The sequence below is a fragment of the Kutzneria buriramensis genome (assembly GCF_003387475.1).
Lineage (GTDB): Bacteria > Actinomycetota > Actinomycetes > Mycobacteriales > Pseudonocardiaceae > Kutzneria > Kutzneria buriramensis.
In genome coordinates this window covers 1-19662 of the sequence record NZ_QUNO01000024.1, presented here as the reverse complement: position 1 = coordinate 19662, position 19662 = coordinate 1, and the positions used below count along the sequence as shown (strand labels likewise).

Below are 19662 nucleotides of genomic sequence, written 5' to 3'. Positions count from 1 at the left end.
CGCGCGGCCGCGCTGCGATTCCCCGCGGGGAATGGCGGATCGTCGGCGCAGCGCCGACCATGGAGACAATGACCACCGTGACCGAACCGGGGCCGTTCGCCCGAGAACTGCGCCGCTGGCGTGGCGCTCGCCGACTGAGCCAGTTGGACCTGGCGATCCGCGCGGACACCACACAGCGCTACGTGAGCTACCTCGAACAGGGACGGTCGCAGCCCGGCCGCACGGTGGTGCTGCGTCTGGCGGAGTCGCTGGGACTGTCGCTACGGGAACGCAACGCGCTGCTGCTGACGGCCGGCTACGCCCCGGCGTACCAGGAATCCGGTTGGGACGCGCCGGAACTGGCGCCGATGCGGTCGGCGCTGCGCAGCGTGCTCGACGGTCACATGCCCTATCCGGCGCTGATCGTGGACTCGCGCGGCCTGCTGGTGGAGGCCAATGCCGCCTTCACCCTCTTCCTCGACGGCACGCCGCCGGAGCTGCGCCGCGAGCCGGTGAACGTCCGCCGGCTGATGCTGCATCCGGACGGCGTCGCCCGGCGGGTGATCAATCTCGCGGAGTGGGGCCGTCACGTCACCGAGGCGCTGCGGATCCGTGCCCAGGCCAGCCCCGATCCCGAGCTCGACGCCCTCATCGCCGAGCTGGACGGCTACCTGCCGCCGACCGAGCCGGGCCCGGACTACGTCGGCTTCGCCGTCCCGCTGCGGCTGCGGACCGAGCAGGGCGAGCTGCGGCTGATCACCACCCTGATGTCGATCGCCACCGCGACCGACGTGAGCCTGGCCGAGCTCCGGCTGGAAGCCTTCCTCCCGGCCGACGCCGCCTCCGCCGAGATCCTCCGGGCCCGCGCTCAGTCGGTGCCGCGCGTGACCGATTCCCATCCGGTGTAGGTGTTTTCGAGCGACGCCATCTTGTCCCGACTCGCGCTCGGCGGCCACTAACGGTCTGGACCAATTCAGTCGTTCGGCCGATGCGCCGCACGTGACCAGCTCGCGATCATGCTCCCAGTTCGATCACCGGTCGGTGGACGCGGACGAGAACTGGGGAGTTCGATGACGAAGCTGGTGCGGGTCATCCTGGCGCTGCTGGCCCTGCTGCCGGCGACGGTGGTCACGCCGCACCCGCATCCGTTCACCGTGCTCGCCTTCTACAGCGGCCGGCCCGACGCCGCGCACATCGCGTTCGACAACGAGGCCGCGATCTGGTTCCCGCAGGCCGCGAGCCGGTACGGCTTCTCCTACCAGCAGACCACCGACTGGTCGCTGCTGACCGACCTGACCAGGTCCCGCGCCGACGTGGTGATGTTCCTCGACGACATCCCCACCGACCCCGGCGAGCGCGCCGGCTTCCAGCGCTACGTGGAGCACGGCGGCGCGTACTTCGGCTTCCACTACTCGGGGTACAACGACCCGGACATCACCTGGCCGTGGTTCAACAACACGTTCATGGGCACCGGCCAGTTCGTCAACAACACCTGGTCGCCGACCACTGCCGTGCTGCACACCGACGCGCGGCGCCCGGCCACCCGCCGCCTGCCGACGACGTGGACCACGGCCGTGAGCGAGTGGTACAGCTGGCAGAACGACCTGCGGCAGAACCCGGACATCGAGGTGCTGGCGTCGGTCGACGCGTCGAGCTTCCCGGTGGGCACCGACCCGACCCAGTCCTGGTACAGCGGCTACTACCCCATCCTGTGGACGAACAAGCGCTACCGGATGCTGTACGCCAACTTCGGCCACGAGGCCATGAACTACGCGGCCAACACGCCGCTGTCGTCCACGTTCGCGAATCCGGTGCAGGACAAGTTCATCATCGACGGCCTGCTCTGGCTCGGCGGCGGCACGCCGACCAACGCCCCCACCGACCAGATCGACCCGACCGCACGGCTGCGCGTGGTCAACGCGGGCAGCGGCATGTGTCTCGACGGCTCCACCCAGGCCGTCACGCAGGACACGTGTGGAAACGGCGCGGCGCAACGGTTCCGGTTCCGCTGGCTGGACGGCCCGTACCTGCGGATCGACAACGGCCCCCGATCCCTGACCGACAGCATGCAGTTGTCCCCCTTCGACGGCGGCGACAATCAGCAGTGGCAGGCGGTCTTCGAGTCGAACGGCAACTGGCACATCGTCACCAAGGTCGGCCGGAAGTGCCTGACCGCCACAGTGCCGATGACCCTGGCTACCTGCACCGGCTCCCCGACCCAGTCGTTCACACTGGCCCGTTAGGACGCGGCGGTGAGATACGTCCACTCCTCGGCCAACTGGAAGCCGAACGACTCGTAGAGCGGGCGGGACATCGGGGTGTTCTGGGTGAAGGCATGGCGGGCGCTGGCGGCGACGGCGTGCCGCAGGCGGGCGGCGACCAGGGCGCGGTAGTAGCCGCGGCCGCGATGGGCGGGCGGGACCGAGCCGTTGTACATCCCGACCTGGTCGCCGACGAGCATGTTGTAGCCCGTGGCGACGGCCTCGCCGGCCACCTCCAGCACGAACGCGGCCGACCCCGGCGCGTCGAGGATCTCCGGGGTCGCGAAGGCGTCGGCGATCCCCCGGGGCATCCCGAAGCCCTGCGCCATGGCCTCGGCGTACACAGCGCCGTCGCCACCCGCGATCCGGCGGACGGTCGCGCCCGGCGGGACGTCGGCAGGCAGCGTCGGCAGCAGCTCGGCGTCCCAGACCAGCAGCGGCAGTGTGCTGGACGACGTCCGACCGTGGCGCGCGGCCAGGTCGAGCAGGTCCGCGTCGGGCTCGGTCCGGGTCACGATGCTCCACGGGGCGCCGAGTGCGGCCATTTCCACCGCGAAAGCGTCCACTTCGGACAGCCTGGAGTCCCGTCCTACCGCCACCACGTTCAGCGTGTCCATCGGCAGCCCGGTGAAGACCAACCGGGTTCCGGTGTCGCCGACCCGCGAGAACATGCCCGGCGACAACGAGGTCAGCCGGTCGAACGTCGCGTAGAGGGCATCCACCGTCGCGTCCACCACCATGGCGGCAGCCTAGCCCCGAGGTGAGCCGGCCTCGGCCGGTGGCAGCAGCGCGTTCACATTGTCCTGCCCGTTCGCACGGAACGGCGTCGCCGGGAAACCCCGGCGACGCCGTTCCACTGCTGATCGACTATCCGATGTGCAGCACGTCGGCCTTCGCGGCCGCCGCCTGCTGCGCCGCGCACGACCCGGCGTCACTGCCGGCCTTCACGTCGAACTTCGGCAGGTTCCAGCCTTGCAGGCTCACCACCGGCGTCGCGCCGTGCAGGTCCGCCGCGTTGTAGGTGACGGTGAGAGTCTGCGACTCCCCCGGCCACAACGTGACGTCGTTGTCGCTCCACAGCCCCGAGGTGACCTGGTTGTCGCCCGCCTGCTCGCTGCCGTCCGCGTTGCCGCGGCGGATGTCCGCCCGCAGGAAGAAGCCGACCACCGGCTGCGTCGAGGTGTTGGTGACGGTCACCTTCGTGACCTGCCTGCCGTCGCGCTGCTTCTCCGACGACGCCACCGCCGACACCTTGGCCTGGACCAGATCCTGGAGGCCCTGGAGGTTCCCGTACTGGCTCATGGTCGCCTGCGGGTTGCCGTAGGTCGACTGCCAGTCCACCACGTCCTGCTGGGTGGACAGCCAGTACACGTTCCGGTCCACGACCTGATCGCCCTTGCGCAGCAGCAGCTCCACGAAGTACGTGCTGGCCTTGGCCGGCGGCGCGGTGACCGCGGGCGTCTTCGGCTTGAGCACGTCGTTGCGCACCTGCTGGCTGTCCAGGCCGGCCGGCTGCGAGTGCTGGTCGTCCAGCACCTTGCCGGCCGTGTCGTACACCTTGGACTCGACGGTCAGGCCGTCCTGCCTGTCGGCGCCGAGGTTGTCGATGGTGACGCCGCCGTCGTCGTAGGCGTACTGCACGTGCAGCGGCTCGTTCGCCTTCTTGGCGCCGAAGAAGCTGCCGGCCTGGTCGCCGTCGTTGTTGTACAGCGTCCACAGTAGACTCGGCCAGCCCTTGTTGCCCTGCCAGTAGATCGTGCCGGTGGCCGGCGTCGGCTGGTTCGTCGAGTGGTCGATGAACGCCTCGAACTGCGAGCGGGTGTTCTCGTAGTTCTGCACCTGCGCCCGCTGGATGTACTGGTCGAGGCCCGACCACTGGCCGTACCGGTTCTGGAGGGCCTGGTCGAAGGTGAACAGCGTGCCGAAGTTGTAGCCGCCGTGGTCCGCCTCGAAGTTCAGGTGGTACTGGTTGTAGGCGGGGTCCTGCCACAGCTTGGCCTGCTCGTCCGCGGTCATGAACCGGTTGAGCGAGTCCCGCGTCGGCACCGTGTCGCCGGCGCTCTGCTCGCTGTCGAAGCCCCACGAGCCGCCTACGTTGGTGCGGGAGTCGTCCGTCGGGTCGAAGTGGCTGGTGTCGTAGAAGTAGGACGGCGGCACGTAGTCGTACGGGCCCTCCTTCTCACCGGCCTGGCCCAGCTGCGGGCTGGCCTTGTACTCCGCGGAGGCCACCAGCGGCTGCGTGAAGCCGGCGTCCTTGAAGCCCTGCAACGCCACCGCTTCCTGGCGCGGCGTGGGCTGGTTGTCGCTCCAGCTGAACGTGATCACGCTCGGGTGGTCACGCAGGCGCTCGCCGACCGTCTGCGCGGACAGCTGGATCACGTGGAAGTCCGCGTCGGTGACGCCCTTCTCGTCGCCCGGCAGCTCCCAGCGGTCGCAGCACGAGAAACCCGCGTCGACGACGATGCCGGCGCGGTCCATCTGGTTGTAGAAGTCGTCGGGCAGGAAGTGGCCCTCGACTCGCACGAGGTTGATGCCCATGTTCTTGAGCAGCTGGATCTGCCTGGCGATGTCGGCCGAGTCGTAGTGCAGCAACAGGTCCTCGGCGAAGCCGGCGCCGCGGATCACCAGCGGCCTGCCGTTGACCGCGTAGCTGCGGACGCCCTGCGGGGCCTCCGGCGACGCGCCGACCAGCCGCGTGGTCACGGTGCGGATACCGAACTGCTCGCTCGTGCCGCTGCCCGGCACCGAGGTCGTCAGCGTGTAGAGCGGCTGGCCGCCCAGGTAGTACGGCCACCAGATCTTCGGGTGGTCGATGGTGATGGTGTGGAAGGTGACCGTCTGGGTGCTGTGCGCCGGCACGGTCACCGTCTGCGCCACCGTGGTCTGCCGACCGTCCGGGCCCGTCACCGTGGCCTTCGCCAGGGTCGTCGCCGCGTGGTCGGAGTTGTTGGTGACGTCCGTCTTCGGCGTCAGCGTCGAGCGGCTCAGGTCCTTGGCGTTGTCCTGGACCACGCGGGCGTTGCCGGCCGTCAGCGCATCGGAGACGCGGAGCTGGACCGGGTAGTGGATGCCCGTGTTGTTGTCCGGCGGGACCTGGTTCCAGTCCACGTCCGAGACCGTGAACATGCTGCCCGGGTCGTTCGGGTACATCTCCAGCGCCACCGAGTTGCGGCCGCTGGTGAGGATCTTCGAGACGTCGAAGGTGAACCGCGTGTACGCACCCGTGACCGTGGTGCTGCTGGCCACCTGGTGGCCGTTGACCCACACGTCGGCCTTGCCGATCACGCCGTTCACGACCAGTTGTGCGGTGCCGCCGCTGCCCAGGTCGGCGGTGAAGTCGGTGCGGTACCACCAGGGCACCGCGAACTGCGGGATCGTCACCGGGCCCGCGTTGTCGGTGGTGTAACCGAAGCACTTGCGCAGGTTGTCGGAGAAGTAGACGTTCGGGCACTTCCCGTTCTGGACCAGCGCCTCGATCTCCGTGCCCGGCGCGCCGCCGTCGTCCGGGCGGACCTTCAGCCAGCTGCCGGTGTCGAAGCCCGGCTTGGAGATCTCCGTGCCCGACTGGCTGGCCTGCGCGCTGCTCTGCACCTGCCAGCCCTGAAGCCCCAGCGTCGTCAGGCCCGTCTCCGGGGACGCCGGCGTCGCCGCCACCGGCACCACCCCGGCGGCCGCCATGCCCACCGCCACCGCGCACGCCAGCACCGTGCCCAGCGTTCGTCTCATCAGCCTTCGCTCCCCGCCGCGGAAATAGTTCAGAAGGTTTCCTAACACACAACCCCGCCGGCCGGTAGGTTCGACCGTCCCTCGGTCCGTGCCCCTCGCCCCTCGTTGCCCTGTCCCTCAGGCCATCCCACGCAGTCCGCCGATTTCCGGTGTCAGCGGGATGCCCGCCGGTCCAGCCAGAGGGCGCCCACGGTGAGCGCCGCGCCCGCCGCCTCCCATATCGCCGCGCCGAGATAGGACCTCGGCGCGCGGCCGGTGGCGATCCTGGCCAGGAAGCCGACCGCCTGCGCGCTGCGGGTGGCCACCGTGAAGTGCGGGAACCACGGCCACGACTTGGCCACCCCCAGCACGAACGCGGCGCCGTTGTTCGCCGCCGCGACCGAGCCGCTGGTCAGGGTGATCCGCAGCGGGTCGTCGGCGGGAATCGTGCTCGGGTCGACGCCGAGCAGCCGCAACTGGCCATCCTGGTCGACCAGGCCGGCGACGCCCATGGAGAAAGCGATCAGGCCGGCGGCGGCAACGGTCCAGCCGGCTTTGGTGTGGGTGAGCATGAACTCACGTTAACACTCATTTCAAGACGCTGAATCCACCCGGCCGACATCATCTCCAACCGGTGAAATGACGGACAAGGAACGGCCACCATGTGATTGCCAAAATCCTCGCCGATCACATCGTGACCGGCCACGGCACTCATCGAACAGCAGGTCGGGCGCGGTTCGGGCCTCGGAATGTAGGGTTCGGGCATGACATCGCAGGAATCGAAACCCGAGGCGATCGCCCGTATCGCGGCGAGCAGGAACGTCCGATTGACCACATTCCGCAAGGACGGCCGGGCGGTCGCGACTCCCGTCGGCGGCGTTGTGAGCGACGGCACGCTCTACATCCTGAGCTACGCCGACACCGGCAAACTCAAACGCCTCCGGAACAATTCTCGGGTGACGGTGGCGCCGTGCGACTCCGCCGGTGCGATCCCGGCCGGCGCGGCGACCATCGCGGGCGTCGGCCGGATTCTGGACGCCGACGAGACGCAGCAGGCGTACCGGCTGATGGCCCGCAAGACGCCGCTCGCGCGCCTGGTCCACGCCTGGTACGCGGTGCGCCGCAAGCCCGATCCGTGGGTGGGCGTCGAGGTCACCTTCTGAACTGGCGGGCCGGCCCGCGGTGACGCCAGACTTGCCCCACACGACGAGCGGATCGGAGCGGATCCTGACCGAGGTCGAGCCGGCGGTGACCGGGACGCAGAGCGTCTTCCGCGCGCTGTCGATCCTGCGCGCATTCACCGCGCAGCGGCCGACGCTGACCGGCCCCGAGGTGGCCGCGCTGTTCGGCTACTCGCTGCCGACCGCGTACCGCCTGCTGCGCGCGTTGGAGGCCGAGCGCTTCCTCGTGTTCGACCGGGACAGCCGGGCCTACAGCCCAGGGCCGGAGATTCTGCGGCTGGCCGGCGTCATGCTGCACCGCGACGCCCTCGTCGCCCAGACCCAGACCAGCCTGATCCGGCTGCGGGCGCTGACCGGCGAGACCGTCGCCGTCTGCTGGCGGCTGGGCAACAGGTGCACCTGCACCCAGGAGTTGCCCGGCCCGCATCCGCAGCGGATCGAGACCGGCATCGGCGTGGAGTTCCCGCTCACCCGCGGCGCGGCGGGCAAGGCCCTGCTGCTCGACCTGGACGAGGCCGGCGTCCGGGCGCTGCTGTCCGAGCCGGACGTGCCCGAGCCCGCCGGCGGCGTCGACACGCTGCTGGCCGAGCTCAGGCTCGGTCGCGAGCTGGGCTACCTCGTGGAGACGCTCGACGACGTGGTGACGATCGCCGCGCCGATCCCCTGGATTCAGCCTGGCCTGGCGGTTTATGCCGTCACCGCACCCGAATCGCGCTTCGGCCCGGCAGCCCGTGCGGCGGTGGCGCGCACCGTGGTGGAGGAAATGGACCGGCTGCGGTCGATCCTGCGAAAGCGAAATCCTTTCGCCTGATCCGGTCACGACGTGATCGAGCATTTCCCGCCCGCCCATGTCGGCGTACCGTCGGCCCGTGCCGCAGAAACACGACGTGTGGGCGGTGGGCGACGCATACGAGGCGTACATCGGACGGTGGAGTCGGGTGGTCGCCGAGCGGTTCGTGCGCTGGCTGGACGTGCCCGCCGGCCGGCGGTGGCTGGACGTGGGCTGCGGCACCGGCGCGCTGACGGCGACGGTGCTGGCCGTGGCCGATCCCGGCGACATCGTCGGCGTCGACCCGTCCGAGGGATTCCTGGCCGGCGCCCGGGCCGACGTCGTCGATCCGCGGGCGTCCTTCCGCGTCGGCGACGCCCGGGACCTGCCGCTGCCGCCACGCAGCCTCGACGCCGCGGTCAGCGGGCTGGCGCTGAACTTCGTGCCCGCCCCGGCCCGTGCCGCCGCCGAGTTCGCGCGGGTCCTCGCGCCCGGCGGCGTCGCGGCCGTCTACGTCTGGGACTACGCCGAGGGCATGGCCATGCTGCGCCACTTCTGGGACGCCGTGATCGCCGTCGACCCGAAAGCGGCCGACCTCGACGAGGGCCGGCGCTTCCCGCTGTGCCGGCCCGAGCCGCTCGCCGCGCTGTGGGCGGCGGCCGGCCTCCTCGACGTGCAGGTCGAGTCCATCGAGGTGCCGACCGTCTTCACCGATTTCGACGACTACTGGCAGCCCTTCCTCGGCGGCCAGGGCCCGGCACCCGGCTATCTGGCGTCATTGCCCGACGACCACCGCCGCGCCGTCCGCGACCTGCTCCGGATCCGCCTGACCACGCTCGACGACGGATCCATCCCGCTGACCGCCCGCGCCTGGGCGGTGCGCGGTCAGACCGCCCGCTCCTGACGGAGCGCCGCCTCCAGGTCGGCCAGGGCCCGGCGATAGAACCGCGGCCCGTAGGAAACGCGCGCAACGCCCAGTTTCCGGAGCTCGGCCAGGCCGAGGCCGTCCGGCCTGGTGTTGGCGTTGACCGGCCCCGGCACCTCGGTGACGAACGCGGCTATGTCCCGCTCGTCGGCGATCCCGATCGGATAGACGCAGTCGGCCCCCGCCGCCAGGTATTGCCGGCCGCGCCGGACAGCCTCGGCCAGGCCGGCCCCGGCAAGGAAGACGTCGATCCGCGCGTTGACGACGATCGGGATCCCGGCGTCGTCGGCGGCGGACCGGACCGCCGCGAGGTACTCGGCCTGCCGGCCGGCGTCGACGAGCCCGCCGGCACGGTGGTCGGTGTCCTCCAGGTTGCAGCCGACCACGCCGATCTCCAGCAGCTGGTCCACCAGTTCCCGAGGCCGCAGGCCGTAACCAGCCTCGGCGTCCATGGTGACGGGCACCGTCACCGCGCGGGCGATCCGACCGGCGGCGGCGAACATCTCCGGCCACGGCGCGCCCTCGCCGTCAGGGAGGCCGAGCTGCGCGGCGGTCGCGGCGCTGCTGGTGGCGACGGCGGGATACCCCGCGGCAGCCACCACCTTGGCACTGGCCGCATCCCACGCGTTCGGCAGGACGAGCATCTCCTCGCCGTGGTGCAGGTCTCGCAGCCGCACGGCGTGCGCCTTCAGATCGACGGACATGAGGTTTCCTTTCAGTTGACCGGGAGGAGGGCGGTGTTCTGGCGTTCGAGGGCCTTGGCCGGGCCGTCGCGCCAGCCCTCGGCCAGCGCCGCCGACATCGGGTCGGGGAAGATCTCGTCCTCGCCGTCGGCGAGCCCGTCGAGGATGGCCCGCGCGACGGCCGCCGGCGGGGCCTTCGGGATCTCCCAGCCGCGGATCATGTCCGTGTCGATCGGGCCGGGCAGCGCGGCGTGCACGGTCACGCCGCGCCCGGCAAGCAGGGCCCGCAGCGACTGGGACAGCGAGAAGGCGGCTGCCTTGGAGATCGCGTACGCCGGGGTGATCGGCACGGTGGCCAGGGATGCGAGCGACAGCACGTTCACGATGGCGCCCCGGGATGCGGTCAGCGCCGGCAGGAACGCCATGGTGACGCCGTAGGTGCCGAAGAGGTTGACGGCGAGGTGCTGGTCGAGGGCGGTCGGGTCGCCGAGGTCGTCGGGCACGGAGATGCCGGCGTTGTTGACGAGGACGTCGAGCGAGCCGACGGTCTGGGCGGCGGCTCGCACCTGGGCGGCGTCGGTGACGTCCAGGGCGATGGGCGTGACCCGCCCGTCCGGATGGGTGACGGGCCGGCGGGCGGCGGCGTGGACGCGCCCCACCCCGCGCCGAAGTGCCTCCTCGACCAGCGCCTGCCCGAGGCCACGGTTGGCGCCGGTGATCAACACGGTCTTGTCGGTGATGTTCATGGACTTGGAGACACAGCGATCGTCGGAAACTGGTCGGTCCGGGAGCGACCAGTTTTGCCGGCCGCCGGGGTCTGCACAGGAGAGGATTCTTGACGGAGGTGTCGGATGGAACTGCTCCAGCGGGCCCGCGCCGGCGACCGGGACGCGTTCAGCGCCCTGGTCCAGCCGCATCGCACCGAGCTGCGGGTGCACTGCTACCGCATGCTCGGCTCGGTGCAGGACGCCGAGGACGCGCTCCAGGAGACGCTGCTGTCGGCGTGGCTCGGCCTCGACGGGTTCGAGCAGCGGTCGTCCCTGCGCACCTGGCTGTACCGCATCGCCACCAACCGGTGCCTGAACATGCTGCGTTCCAGCGGCCGGCAGCCGGCGGCCCCGCCGGAGGCGCCGCCGCTGCCCGAGCCGACCCGCCTGGGCGAGGTGCTGTGGCTCCAGCCGTACCCCGACGTGCTGTGGGAGGAGCTCTCCGACCAGGCTCCGGGCCCCGAGGCACGGTACGAGTCCCGGGAGGCGATCTCGCTCGCGTTCGTCACCGCCGTGCAGCTGCTGCCGCCGAACCAACGCGCCGTGCTCCTGCTGCGCGACGTGCTCGGGTACCGCGCCGCCGAGACCGCCGAGCTGCTCGGGCTCACCGAGGACGCCGTCACCAGCGCCCTTCGGCGCGCCCGCGCGACGATGAACACCGCACGCTCGCCGCAGCCGCCCGCGCCGGGCGGCCCGGAGGAGCAGGCGCTGCTGGACCGCTTCGTCACGGCCTTCACCGAGCTCGACGTCGATGCGCTCCTGGCGCTGATGACCGACGACATCTGGGTGCGCATGCCGCCGCTGCCGTTCGAGTACCGCGGAACCGAGGCGGTGCACCGCTTCTTCGGCGTCATCCGCTCGCTGCTGGGGCGGATCGACCACGTGGTGCCCGTGCGCGCGAACGGCCAGCCGGCCTGGGGCGAGTACATGCGCGACGGGATCACCGGCAGCCTCCGCCTCGCCGGTGTCGTCGTGATCGGTCTCGATGGCGACAAGGTCTGCGCGTTCACCCGGTTCGACACGGCGGTCGCGCCGTACTTCGGCCTGCCTCGCACGCTCGACTGACGCCGGTGGCCGGCCCGGTCCGGGCCGGCCACCGGTGCGCTAGTGGAGCTGGTTGAAGATCCGCGAGTAGGCGTAGCCGGTGGCCTTGTCGTAGCTGGCGACCTCCCAGAAGGCCAGCAGCTGCAACCCGTTGGACGCCGCGAAGTTCTCCAGCGTGGACGCGTCGTCCTGGCTGAAGTACTCGTTGTCGTCGTTCTGGCCGGCGATCGGCGTGATGCCGATCCGGCCGTAGGCCTCGGACTGGGAGACGCCGTAGAGCGCGGCGAGCTGGTTGCTCGTCGCCTGCGCCGCCGAGATCCCGTCGTTGAGCGGGCTCTCGCCGTCGCCGAAGTCCATGGCCATGACGTCGACGGTGCTGACGCTCACGCCCTGCGACTGGGCGTCCTGGAGGACGGCCATTTCGCCGTCGCGCAGGCCGACGCCCGGGGACACGCCCACGGTGTAGTCCACCTGCACGGCGGGATTCTGTTGTTGCAGCGCGGCCAGCGCCTGGTTGCGGCGCTGGTTGGCGGCGGTGTCGTTCAGGGTGTCGCCCTCGATGTCGAAGTCCAGCCGCGTGACGCCGTACGTGTCGACGACGTTGGCGTAGGCGGCCGTCAGGTCCGGCACGGAGGTGCAGGTCTGGGCCAGTTCGCCGCCCTCGGCCCCGCCGAAGGAGATGATCACCTCACCGCCGGCGGACTGGAGGTCCCTGATCTGCTGGGCGTAGGAGCCGACGGGAGCGCCGCCGGCTTCCCACTGGGCGGTGCAGCCGTTCTGCGGGATGAGGAAGGCCAGCGTGAAGTGGTTGGTGCCGGTGGCCTGCATGTCCTCGGCCATCAGGCCGGCGGTGGAGTCGCTGAGTTCCAGGTACGGCGCGGCGAAGTGCGCCGGCAGGGCGTGCGGTGCGGCGTGCGCCGCCGGTGCGAGGCCGAACAGGGCGACCCCGACCGCGAGCGCGCCGGCACGCAACGATGTCGTGCGAGTGCAGGGCATGTGCTCTCCAATGAGCGCAGGGATCACGCGTTACGGGTAGTCGGTGAGGTCCGCGACGGTGTTGCCGCCGTTCACCGCGCCGCCGGCGTCGTTGATGATGTTGTTGATGGTTCCGGTGCCGCCCAGCGAAACCGTGACCAGGTCGTGGAAACTGACGCCCTGCGTGTTCGGCGCCTCGAAGGCCCGGTCGGCCACGACGCTCGGGTTCGTGCTGAAGTAGCAGTAGCTGCCAAGGCCCCAGGCCTGGTGATCGGTGACATTGTCGGCGACCTTGTAGGCCGCGTACCCGTTGCCGTCGCCGCGCCAGGCGCCCTGATCCGGGACGTCGTAGGGCATCTCGTTCTGGAAGAAGTAGGTGCGGCCGCCATTGCCGTTCCAGATCACCTGGTACTGCTGGAAGTGTTCGACCGCCAGCCCGTACGCGGTGACGTTGTTGCCGTCGACGACCACGCCGTTGTTCGCGGTGTTGTCGTACCAGCCGACGCCGTCGCCGTGATCGGCCCGCCAGACCCACATGTCGTCGGTGATGACGTTGTTGCTGTTGACCACCAGCGCCTGGTTCACCTTGCCGACCCCGGCCCCGCCGACGCGGAAGAACACGTCCGACAGCGTGGTCGGGTCGCCGCCGTGGTCGGCGCTCGACCCGCTCGGGCCGACGTTCAGCAGCTGCTGGGAGCCGTTCGACCCGGCGTCGAACAGCAGCCCGGCGATCTCCACGCCGTTGACGTCGTCGACCGTCATCGCCGCGTTGCCGTTGTCCGGCGTGAGGGTCGCAAGGCCCAGGCCCAGCACCACGGTGTCGGGCCTGGTCACGTGGATCTCGCTGCCCAGGTGGTAGACGCCCGGCGTGAACAGCAGGTTCTGGCCGGCCGCCAGCGCCCCGTTGATCGTGTCGGCGGTGTCGCCGGGCTTGACGATGGAGAACTTGTCGATCGAGAGCGACGAGCCGGGCGCGGACCCGCCGCCCCAGCTGGTGCCGGCGCTGTTGGTCCGCACACCCGGCACGAACACCTGGTAGTTGCCGGAACCGTCGATGTAGAGGAACGGCTTCTCCCGTACCACGGGCGTCTGGTCGACCGTGGTCTCCGGCGGGTTGGGGAAGGACTGCGCCGGTGCGTTCCGCGCGCCGACGAAGACCATGTTCCAGTTGCCGCCGTCCCAACTCCCCCACGATGTGTTGCGGGACAACCACTGTTGCTGCGAGCCGGATCGGACCTGGCCGGTCACGTTCGCGTCGGCGAGGAAGCCGCCGCTGGAGTAGCCGCTGTCGGAGAGCTGGAGATCGCCGTGGATGTCCACACGCCGCATCGGCGACGCCTGCGACACCGCCCAGGTGTCGGTGCCGCCGGACGGGTTCACCGCCAGGTTCTCCGCGCCGCGCCAGAAGTTGACCAGTGCGCCGCCGCCCTGGTCCTGGACGTGCACCGCGCCGTTGATGGTGACATCGTCGGGATTCTGGCCCAGGCCGAGCACCTGGGTGTAGTAGCCGACGTTGACGTCGTTGCTGTACGTGCCGGGCTTGAACAGCACCGCGTAGCGCTCGCCGCCGAACTCGTTGCCCTGCTGCTGGTTGAAGATGCCGTCGAGCTGCGACTGGATGTCCGAGGAGGACATCGACGGGTCGAAGATCTTCACATTGGGCCCGAAATCGGGCGCGTCACCAGCGGCGTGCGCCACCGGGATCGGCGCGGCGCCGGCCGTCGGCGCGAGGAGCGCGGTCAGGGCCGCGCCCAGGACGATCGTGAACAGCCGTTCCCTCGTCCTCAACGGACTTTCCTCCTCTGGCCCGGGGCGAATGCGCTGGCGCTGGACGTCACGTGCACGTAGTCCACGACGAGTTGCTGCGGGAACTGCGTGCTGTCGTCCGGGTCGCCCGGCCAGTCGCCGCCGACCGCGAGGTTGAGGATGATGTGGAAGGGGTGGTCGAAGACCCACTGATTGCCGCCGACATCGGCCGGAGTCCTTGTCTCGTACAGGTTTCCGTCGACCGACCAGCCGATCGAGCCCGGCGACCAGTCCAGGGCGTAGGTGTGGAAGTCGTCGGCGAAGACGGGCCCGTCGTAGCCGGCCCCGATGCCGTTGGCGCCCGAGTAGCCGGGGCCGTGCATGGTGCCGTGCACGGTGGTCGGCTCGAAACCGACGTTCTCCATGATGTCCAGCTCGCCGCACTGCGGCCAGCCGACGTCGCCTATGTCGTCCCCGAGCAGCCAGAACGCGGGCCACATGCCCTGCCCGCGCGGGATCTTCATGCGGGCCTCGAAGTGCCCGTAGGCCTGGGTGAACTGGCCGGCGGTGGACAGCCGCGCCGAGGTGTACTCACACGGGCCGTACCAGCACTGGTAGTTGCCGGGATTCTCCCTTTTGGCGGTGATGACGAGATCGCCCTGGCCGTCCAGCGCGGCGTTGTCGGTGCCGTCCGTGTACCACTCGCGTTCGTGGTTGTTGACGTTGTCGCCGGTCTCGAAGTGCCACTTGCCGAGATCGACGCCGGCGCCGGCCGAGCCGTCGAAGTCGTCGGAGAAGGTCACGTCGTGGGGGCTGGACGCGACCGCCGGCCCGACGCCGGCGGTCGCGAGAGTGGTCGTGAGCAGCGCCGCGAGGCACGCTCGGGTGCGGATTCGCCGTGATCGCCGCAGGGTAGGCGTCACAGTCATGATCACCTCTCAGGTCTGGATCCGATACTCCCTCATGATCGTTCGCTGACGGCGGTAGTCAGCAGTATCCGAGGTCCAGACCAGCGAGGCAAGGTTCAGTTTTGACTTGGAATAAGTCTCGCGGAAAGAAGGTTCAGGGAGTACCTTCCCATCAGCGCCAGGCGAACCGGTAGGCGCGGTAGGTGTTCACACCGGCCGGGAACTTGGCGCTGAACACGACTGCTCCGCGCCGGTCGAACTCGGAGAGGTACGGCAGCGAGCCCCAGCCGACGAACGTCCCGCCGCCCGGCTCCGGCTGGGCGTCGCCCTGCGAGGACGCGGTCAGGCCCGCCGGCTGGGCGTCGGCCCGCACCAGCGTCGCCGTGCGGTTCCGCTGATCCACCCGCACCAGCACGACCCGGCTGTACGGCAGCTCGGAGACGGCCCCGCTGCCGGTGTTCGCCGTCCCGGCGGACTCGTTGTCGAAGAAGGTGTAGTACCCGCCGCCCAGCGGCTCCGGATCGTGCTGCCAGGCGACGATCGCCCCGGCGGCGTTCAACTCCTGACCGGCCGCCGCCCGCACCGTGAAGGAGCTCGCCCTGCCGCCCAGCTGCCACAGGATTCGGCCGTCCCGCCGGGAGATCTCGTACGCGGCCCAGGTGTCGCGCGCGTCCACCAAGAGGTTGTCGCCGTCCTGCTTGACGGCGTTGACGTGGAACCAGTCCCACGGGGTGTCCGGCGACGCCGGCAGCGGCTGCTCGCTCTGCGCGTAGGGGACGTGATCGGCGCTGTCCCACTGGAACAACACCTTGCCGCTGGCGATGTCGATCTCCTGCACGACGCCGTCGATCACCTTCTGGTGCGCCGATCCGCCGATCGACGTCAGGTCGGCGGTGGCCGCGCGGTAGGCCAGGATCAGGGCCGTGTTCCGGGGCGTGATGACGAACTCGTGCCCGTCGGCCTGATAGCCGTTGCCGGCGCGAACCTCGGCGAGCGGGCGGTGGTTCGCGTCGTAGATCTCGTCGACGCCGGCAGCGAGCCCGCCCAGACCGGTGCCCTGCCACCACGTCAGGACCGGCTGGCCGCGGTAGGTCTGCCGGCGGAAGTCCGCGGCGGTGAGGCCGGCCGGCACCGGGTGCGACCAGACGACGTCCTTGCCGCTGGCGTCGAGGATCTCCACGCCGTTGGCGTAGCGGCCGTCGGCGGAGGTCGGCGAGACGAAGATGTCACCGCTGCCGGCCCCGGCGGCGTCGGTGAGGACGGTGAGCGGCGGCAGTTGCGCGTCGGCGGCGACAGCGGGCGCCGGGACGACTGCCGCCACGGTCAGGGCGGCGACCACCGCGAAGGTGTTCTTGGACATGCCGATGTGCCTTTCAGAGCGTCGGCGCGGGATTGACCGCGGACTGCGGAATGCCGGAGCTGTCGACGCCCCACTTGGCCAGGATCTTGGCGTAGTCGCCGGTCTTGATCAGCTTGTTCACGGCGTCGCTGACCGCCTTGGCCACCGGCGAGCCCTTGCCGGTCACGAAGCCGACCGGCGTGGAGCTGAACTGCCCCAGGAACTTCGTGTTCGGCACGTGCTTCTCGTCGTACTTCAGGCTCAGCGTCGGTCCGAAGTAGACGTCGACCTTGCCGTTGGCCAGGCCGAGCCAGATCGGCGCGGTGTCGGAGAACAGCTGCACCGTGTACGGCTTCTTACCGGCGGCGGCGCACTTGTCGGCGCCGCTGGTGAGGATCTGCTGGAACGTCGAGCCGGGACTGGTCGCCACGGTCAGCCCGCACAGGTCGGTCAGCGCATTGACGCTGCTCGGGCCGTGATCGGCGGGGCCGAGGAAGGACTGGCCGTCGGTCAGGTAGGTCGCGAAGTCCACGACCTTCTCCCGCGCCGCGGTGACGCCGAAGTTGTCCTGGCCCACGTCGTACTTGCCGTTCTGCACGCCGGGGATGATCGTCTCGAAGGTGCCGTTCTGCACCGTCCACGTGATGCCGAGGACCTTGGCCACGGCGTCGCGCAGATCCACGTCCACGCCGACGTACTTGTCGCCGTCGACCTGGCCGGAGTGCGGCAGGCTCGCGGTGCCCGGCGCCAGGGTCGTGCCCAGGGTCAGCGACTTGGTCGACGGCGGGAGCTCCGCGCGCACCGCCGCGTCGGTCTGGACGGCCGACACCACGTCCTGCGTCGGGAACGCCACCGATGTCGAGGTGGGGGCGGCCGGATCGGCGGCATTGCCCGTCCCGCACGCCGTCAGCACGACCGCGAGCGCGGCGAGCGACAATCCGACAACACCTGATCTGGCCACGGGAAAGTCCTTCCGATTCTTCACAGCACCGCCGACAGGAACGCGCGCGCCCTGTCGTGGCGAGGGTTGTCGAGCACGTCGGCCGGCGGCCCGGACTCGACGATCCGGCCGCCGTCGAGGAAGACCACCGTGTCGGCGACCTCCCGCGCGAAACCGATCTCGTGCGTCACCACGATCATCGTCATGCCGGTCGCCGCGAGGTCCTTCATCACGCCGAGGACCTCGCCGACCAGTTCCGGGTCCAGCGCGCTGGTCGGCTCGTCGAACAGCATCAGCCGCGGCTGCATCGCCAGCGCCCGCGCGATCGCCACGCGCTGCTGCTGGCCGCCGGACAGCTGCCGCGGATAGGCCTGTTCGCGGCCGCCGAGCCCGACGCGCTCCAGCAGTTCGCGCGCCTGTCCGGCGGCGTCCCGGCGGGACAGCCGTCCCGTCGCGACCGGTCCTTCGACGATGTTCTCCAGCACGGTCAGGTGCGGAAACAGATTGAACTGCTGGAACACCATGCCGATCTGGGCCCGCTGGCGGGTGATCGCCCGCGCGGGCAGCTCGTACAGGCGGCGGCGGGAATGGCGGTAGCCGATGACCTCACCGCCGACCTGCACGAAGCCGGCGTCCGGTCTCTCCAGGTGGTTCACGCAGCGCAGCAGCGTGCTCTTGCCCGCGCCGGACGGCCCGAGCAGCACGGCCACCTCGCCCTCGTGGACGTCCAGGTCGACGTCGTCGAGCACCACGTGCGAGCCGAAACTCTTGCGCAGCCCGCGAACACGCACCAGCGGCGTCACGAGATCCCCCCGAACAGCGGCAGATTCGCGCGGGCGATCGTCCACAGGCCGCGAGGATCGCGTCGGCGGGTGCCGCGCGCGTAGTGGCGCTCGACGTAGTACTGCCCGATGGACAGCACCGTGGTGAGCAGGATGTACCAGATCGTCGCCACCAGCAGCAGCGGGATGATCAGGAAGTTCTGGTTGTAGATCAGCTGCACCGAGTACAGCAGGTCCTGCACGGCGATCACGCTCACGATCGACGTCGCCTTGAGCATGCCGATCAGCATGTTGCCCGACGCCGGCACGATCGCCGGCATCGCCTGCGGCAGCACGATCCGGCGGAAGATCCGCCACGGCCCGAGGCCGATCGCCTGCGCCGCCTCGGTCTGGCCGGGCGCAACCGACAGGATGCCGCCGCGGATGATCTCCGACGAGAAGGCCGCCACGTCCAGGGTCAGTCCGACGAAGGCCGCGAGCAGCCCGGTGAACAGGTGCGCCGTCTTCACGGTGATGAACGCCGGTCCGAACGGGATTCCCAGCGACAGCTCGGGATACAGCGACGCGAGCTCGTACCAGAACAGCAGCTGCACCAGCGGCGGCACCGACCGCACCAGCCACACGTAACCGAAGCTCACGGCCCGCAGCACGGGATTGCGGGACAACCGCATCACCGCCAGCACGACGCCGAGGACGTAGCCGCACACCATCACCGCGGCGGTCAGCCACAGCGTCAGCACCAGGCCGCGCAGGATCGGCCCGGTGGTGAAGTAGCTCCACACGACTGGCCACTGGAAACGCGGGTTGGTGAGCAGCGTGTGCACCACCATGGCCAGCAGCACGACCACCGCCGCGGCCGACACCCACTGCCCCGGCCGCCGCAGCGGAACCAGGCGCGCCGAGAGAAGCTCGGTGTCCGACAGACTTCTGTCGGACACCGATTCTTCTTGCCGCGCAAGAGCAACCGGCGCATCGTTCGAACGCGTCACGTGCCCATCATGGGCAGCCACCGCCGTCAACCGTCAACGCGGGCCCGCCCCGTTCCACGGTGTGGACGCCCGGGCCGGGATCTCCCACCCGACATACGGTTGGATCATGCCGAATCCCGGCCTGCATCTGGCCATCGAGATCGACGGTGACGGCGCGCACCCGGCGGCGTGGCGACGCGCCGCCCACGCACCGGACCACCTGCTGACGTCGCACCGGGTCCGCTCGGTCGCCGCCGTCGTGGAGAACTCCGGCTTCACACTGGCCACAGTGGACGACGATCTGCTGCCGCCCGACGACCGGCCGCATCCGGTCGGCCGGATCGGCGCGGTGGAACGGGCCGCGTTCATCGCCGCCGCGACCAGCACGCTCGGCGTCGTGCCCACGGTGTCGACCACCTACACCGAGCCGTTCCACGTCTCCTCCCAGCTGGCGTCGATCGACCACATCTCGGTCGGCCGGGCCGGCTGGCTGGTGAGCGAGAGCGTCGCCGCCGAGGCGGCGCGGGCGTGGGGCCGGCCGCACGTCGAGAACACCCGGCGGGAGGCGCGCGACTCGACGCGGGTCGTCCGTGACCTGTGGGACTCGTGGGAGGACGACGCGGTCATCCGCGACGTCGCCACCAGCCGCTACCTGGACCGCGACCGCCTGCACTACATCGACTTCGTCGG

At 70.2% G+C, this 19662-nt stretch carries 19 protein-coding genes; 7 read left to right on the top strand and 12 right to left on the bottom strand.

Translation table 11 applies throughout. The features are described 5' to 3' along the window. Positions 1–68 precede the first annotated feature (68 nt). Positions 69–887: a helix-turn-helix domain-containing protein gene (locus tag BCF44_RS47385; protein ID WP_116181144.1), complete on the top strand. Its 819-nt coding sequence runs from the start codon at positions 69–71 to the stop codon at positions 885–887. A 162-nt stretch (positions 888–1049) separates the two neighbouring features. After that, positions 1050–2222, top strand: coding sequence for a ThuA domain-containing protein (locus tag BCF44_RS47380; protein WP_116181143.1), 1173 nt, complete (start codon positions 1050–1052; stop codon positions 2220–2222). Here the strand turns inward: BCF44_RS47380 and BCF44_RS47375 are convergent. From BCF44_RS47375 to BCF44_RS47365, 3 genes are all read right to left on the bottom strand, one after another. Beyond that, a complete protein-coding gene (locus BCF44_RS47375) occupies positions 2219–2980 on the bottom strand; it encodes a GNAT family N-acetyltransferase (protein WP_116181142.1) in 762 nt (253 codons plus the stop codon). The two genes, BCF44_RS47380 and BCF44_RS47375, sit on opposite strands and share 4 nt — an antisense overlap. Before the next feature lie 127 nt (positions 2981–3107). Beyond that, entirely contained in the window at positions 3108–5966 is a 2859-nt protein-coding gene (locus BCF44_RS47370; protein WP_116181141.1) for a glycoside hydrolase family 2 protein, read from the bottom strand. A 152-nt stretch (positions 5967–6118) separates the two neighbouring features. Beyond that, entirely contained in the window at positions 6119–6517 is a 399-nt protein-coding gene (locus tag BCF44_RS47365) for a hypothetical protein (protein WP_116181140.1), read from the bottom strand. Between the two features lie 192 nt (positions 6518–6709). Between BCF44_RS47365 and BCF44_RS47360 the strand changes: the two genes are divergently transcribed. Genes BCF44_RS47360 through BCF44_RS47350 form a run of 3 tightly spaced genes read left to right on the top strand, consistent with a single transcriptional unit; the run spans position 6710 to position 8799 of the window. Beyond that, positions 6710–7108: a PPOX class F420-dependent oxidoreductase gene (locus BCF44_RS47360; protein WP_116181139.1), complete on the top strand. Its 399-nt coding sequence runs from the start codon at positions 6710–6712 to the stop codon at positions 7106–7108. Between the two features lie 31 nt (positions 7109–7139). Beyond that, complete coding sequence (locus BCF44_RS47355; protein WP_147328942.1) at positions 7140–7937, top strand: IclR family transcriptional regulator; 798 nt, start codon at positions 7140–7142, stop codon at positions 7935–7937. Positions 7938–7995: 58 nt separating this feature from the next. After that, positions 7996–8799: a class I SAM-dependent methyltransferase gene (locus BCF44_RS47350; protein WP_246016231.1), complete on the top strand. Its 804-nt coding sequence runs from the start codon at positions 7996–7998 to the stop codon at positions 8797–8799. Here BCF44_RS47350 and BCF44_RS47345 read toward each other — a convergent pair. Further along, entirely contained in the window at positions 8781–9524 is a 744-nt protein-coding gene (locus tag BCF44_RS47345) for an isocitrate lyase/PEP mutase family protein (protein WP_116181137.1), read from the bottom strand. The genes BCF44_RS47350 and BCF44_RS47345 overlap by 19 nt on opposite strands. Before the next feature lie 11 nt (positions 9525–9535). Continuing rightward, positions 9536–10249, bottom strand: coding sequence for an SDR family NAD(P)-dependent oxidoreductase (locus BCF44_RS47340; RefSeq protein ID WP_116181136.1), 714 nt, complete (start codon positions 10247–10249; stop codon positions 9536–9538). A gap of 105 nt (positions 10250–10354) precedes the next feature. On the opposite strand from BCF44_RS47340, the gene BCF44_RS47335 reads away from it, so the two are divergent. Continuing rightward, the gene (locus tag BCF44_RS47335; protein ID WP_116181135.1) at positions 10355–11335 is read left to right on the top strand and encodes a sigma-70 family RNA polymerase sigma factor; all 981 of its coding nucleotides are present in this window, start codon (positions 10355–10357) and stop codon (positions 11333–11335) included. Between the two features lie 39 nt (positions 11336–11374). Here BCF44_RS47335 and BCF44_RS47330 read toward each other — a convergent pair whose 3' ends face one another. From BCF44_RS47330 to BCF44_RS47300, 7 genes are all read right to left on the bottom strand, one after another. After that, complete coding sequence (locus BCF44_RS47330; RefSeq protein ID WP_116181134.1) at positions 11375–12310, bottom strand: glycoside hydrolase family 18 protein; 936 nt, start codon at positions 12308–12310, stop codon at positions 11375–11377. A 30-nt stretch (positions 12311–12340) separates the two neighbouring features. After that, entirely contained in the window at positions 12341–14077 is a 1737-nt protein-coding gene (locus tag BCF44_RS47325) for a coagulation factor 5/8 type domain-containing protein (protein ID WP_116181133.1), read from the bottom strand. Next, positions 14074–14964, bottom strand: coding sequence for a glycoside hydrolase family 16 protein (locus BCF44_RS47320; protein ID WP_116181221.1), 891 nt, complete (start codon positions 14962–14964; stop codon positions 14074–14076). Before BCF44_RS47320 ends, BCF44_RS47325 begins: the two co-directional genes overlap by 4 nt. A gap of 151 nt (positions 14965–15115) precedes the next feature. Further along, positions 15116–16303, bottom strand: coding sequence for an arylsulfotransferase family protein (locus BCF44_RS47315; protein ID WP_116181132.1), 1188 nt, complete (start codon positions 16301–16303; stop codon positions 15116–15118). A 13-nt stretch (positions 16304–16316) separates the two neighbouring features. Next, positions 16317–17243: a transporter substrate-binding domain-containing protein gene (locus BCF44_RS47310; protein WP_116181220.1), complete on the bottom strand. Its 927-nt coding sequence runs from the start codon at positions 17241–17243 to the stop codon at positions 16317–16319. Positions 17244–17263: 20 nt separating this feature from the next. Then, positions 17264–18025 carry an amino acid ABC transporter ATP-binding protein gene (locus BCF44_RS47305; protein WP_116181131.1) on the bottom strand — a complete coding sequence of 254 codons (762 nt, stop codon included), beginning with the start codon at positions 18023–18025 and terminating at the stop codon, positions 17264–17266. Continuing rightward, positions 18022–18942, bottom strand: a complete 921-nt coding sequence (locus tag BCF44_RS47300) for an amino acid ABC transporter permease (protein ID WP_246016230.1) — start codon at positions 18940–18942, stop codon at positions 18022–18024. The genes BCF44_RS47305 and BCF44_RS47300 overlap by 4 nt, the downstream gene beginning before the upstream one ends. A 157-nt stretch (positions 18943–19099) precedes the next feature. Here BCF44_RS47300 and BCF44_RS47295 point away from each other — a divergent pair. Then, positions 19100–19662: LLM class flavin-dependent oxidoreductase (locus BCF44_RS47295; protein WP_116181218.1), on the top strand; the 563-nt coding region annotated here is incomplete at its 3' end.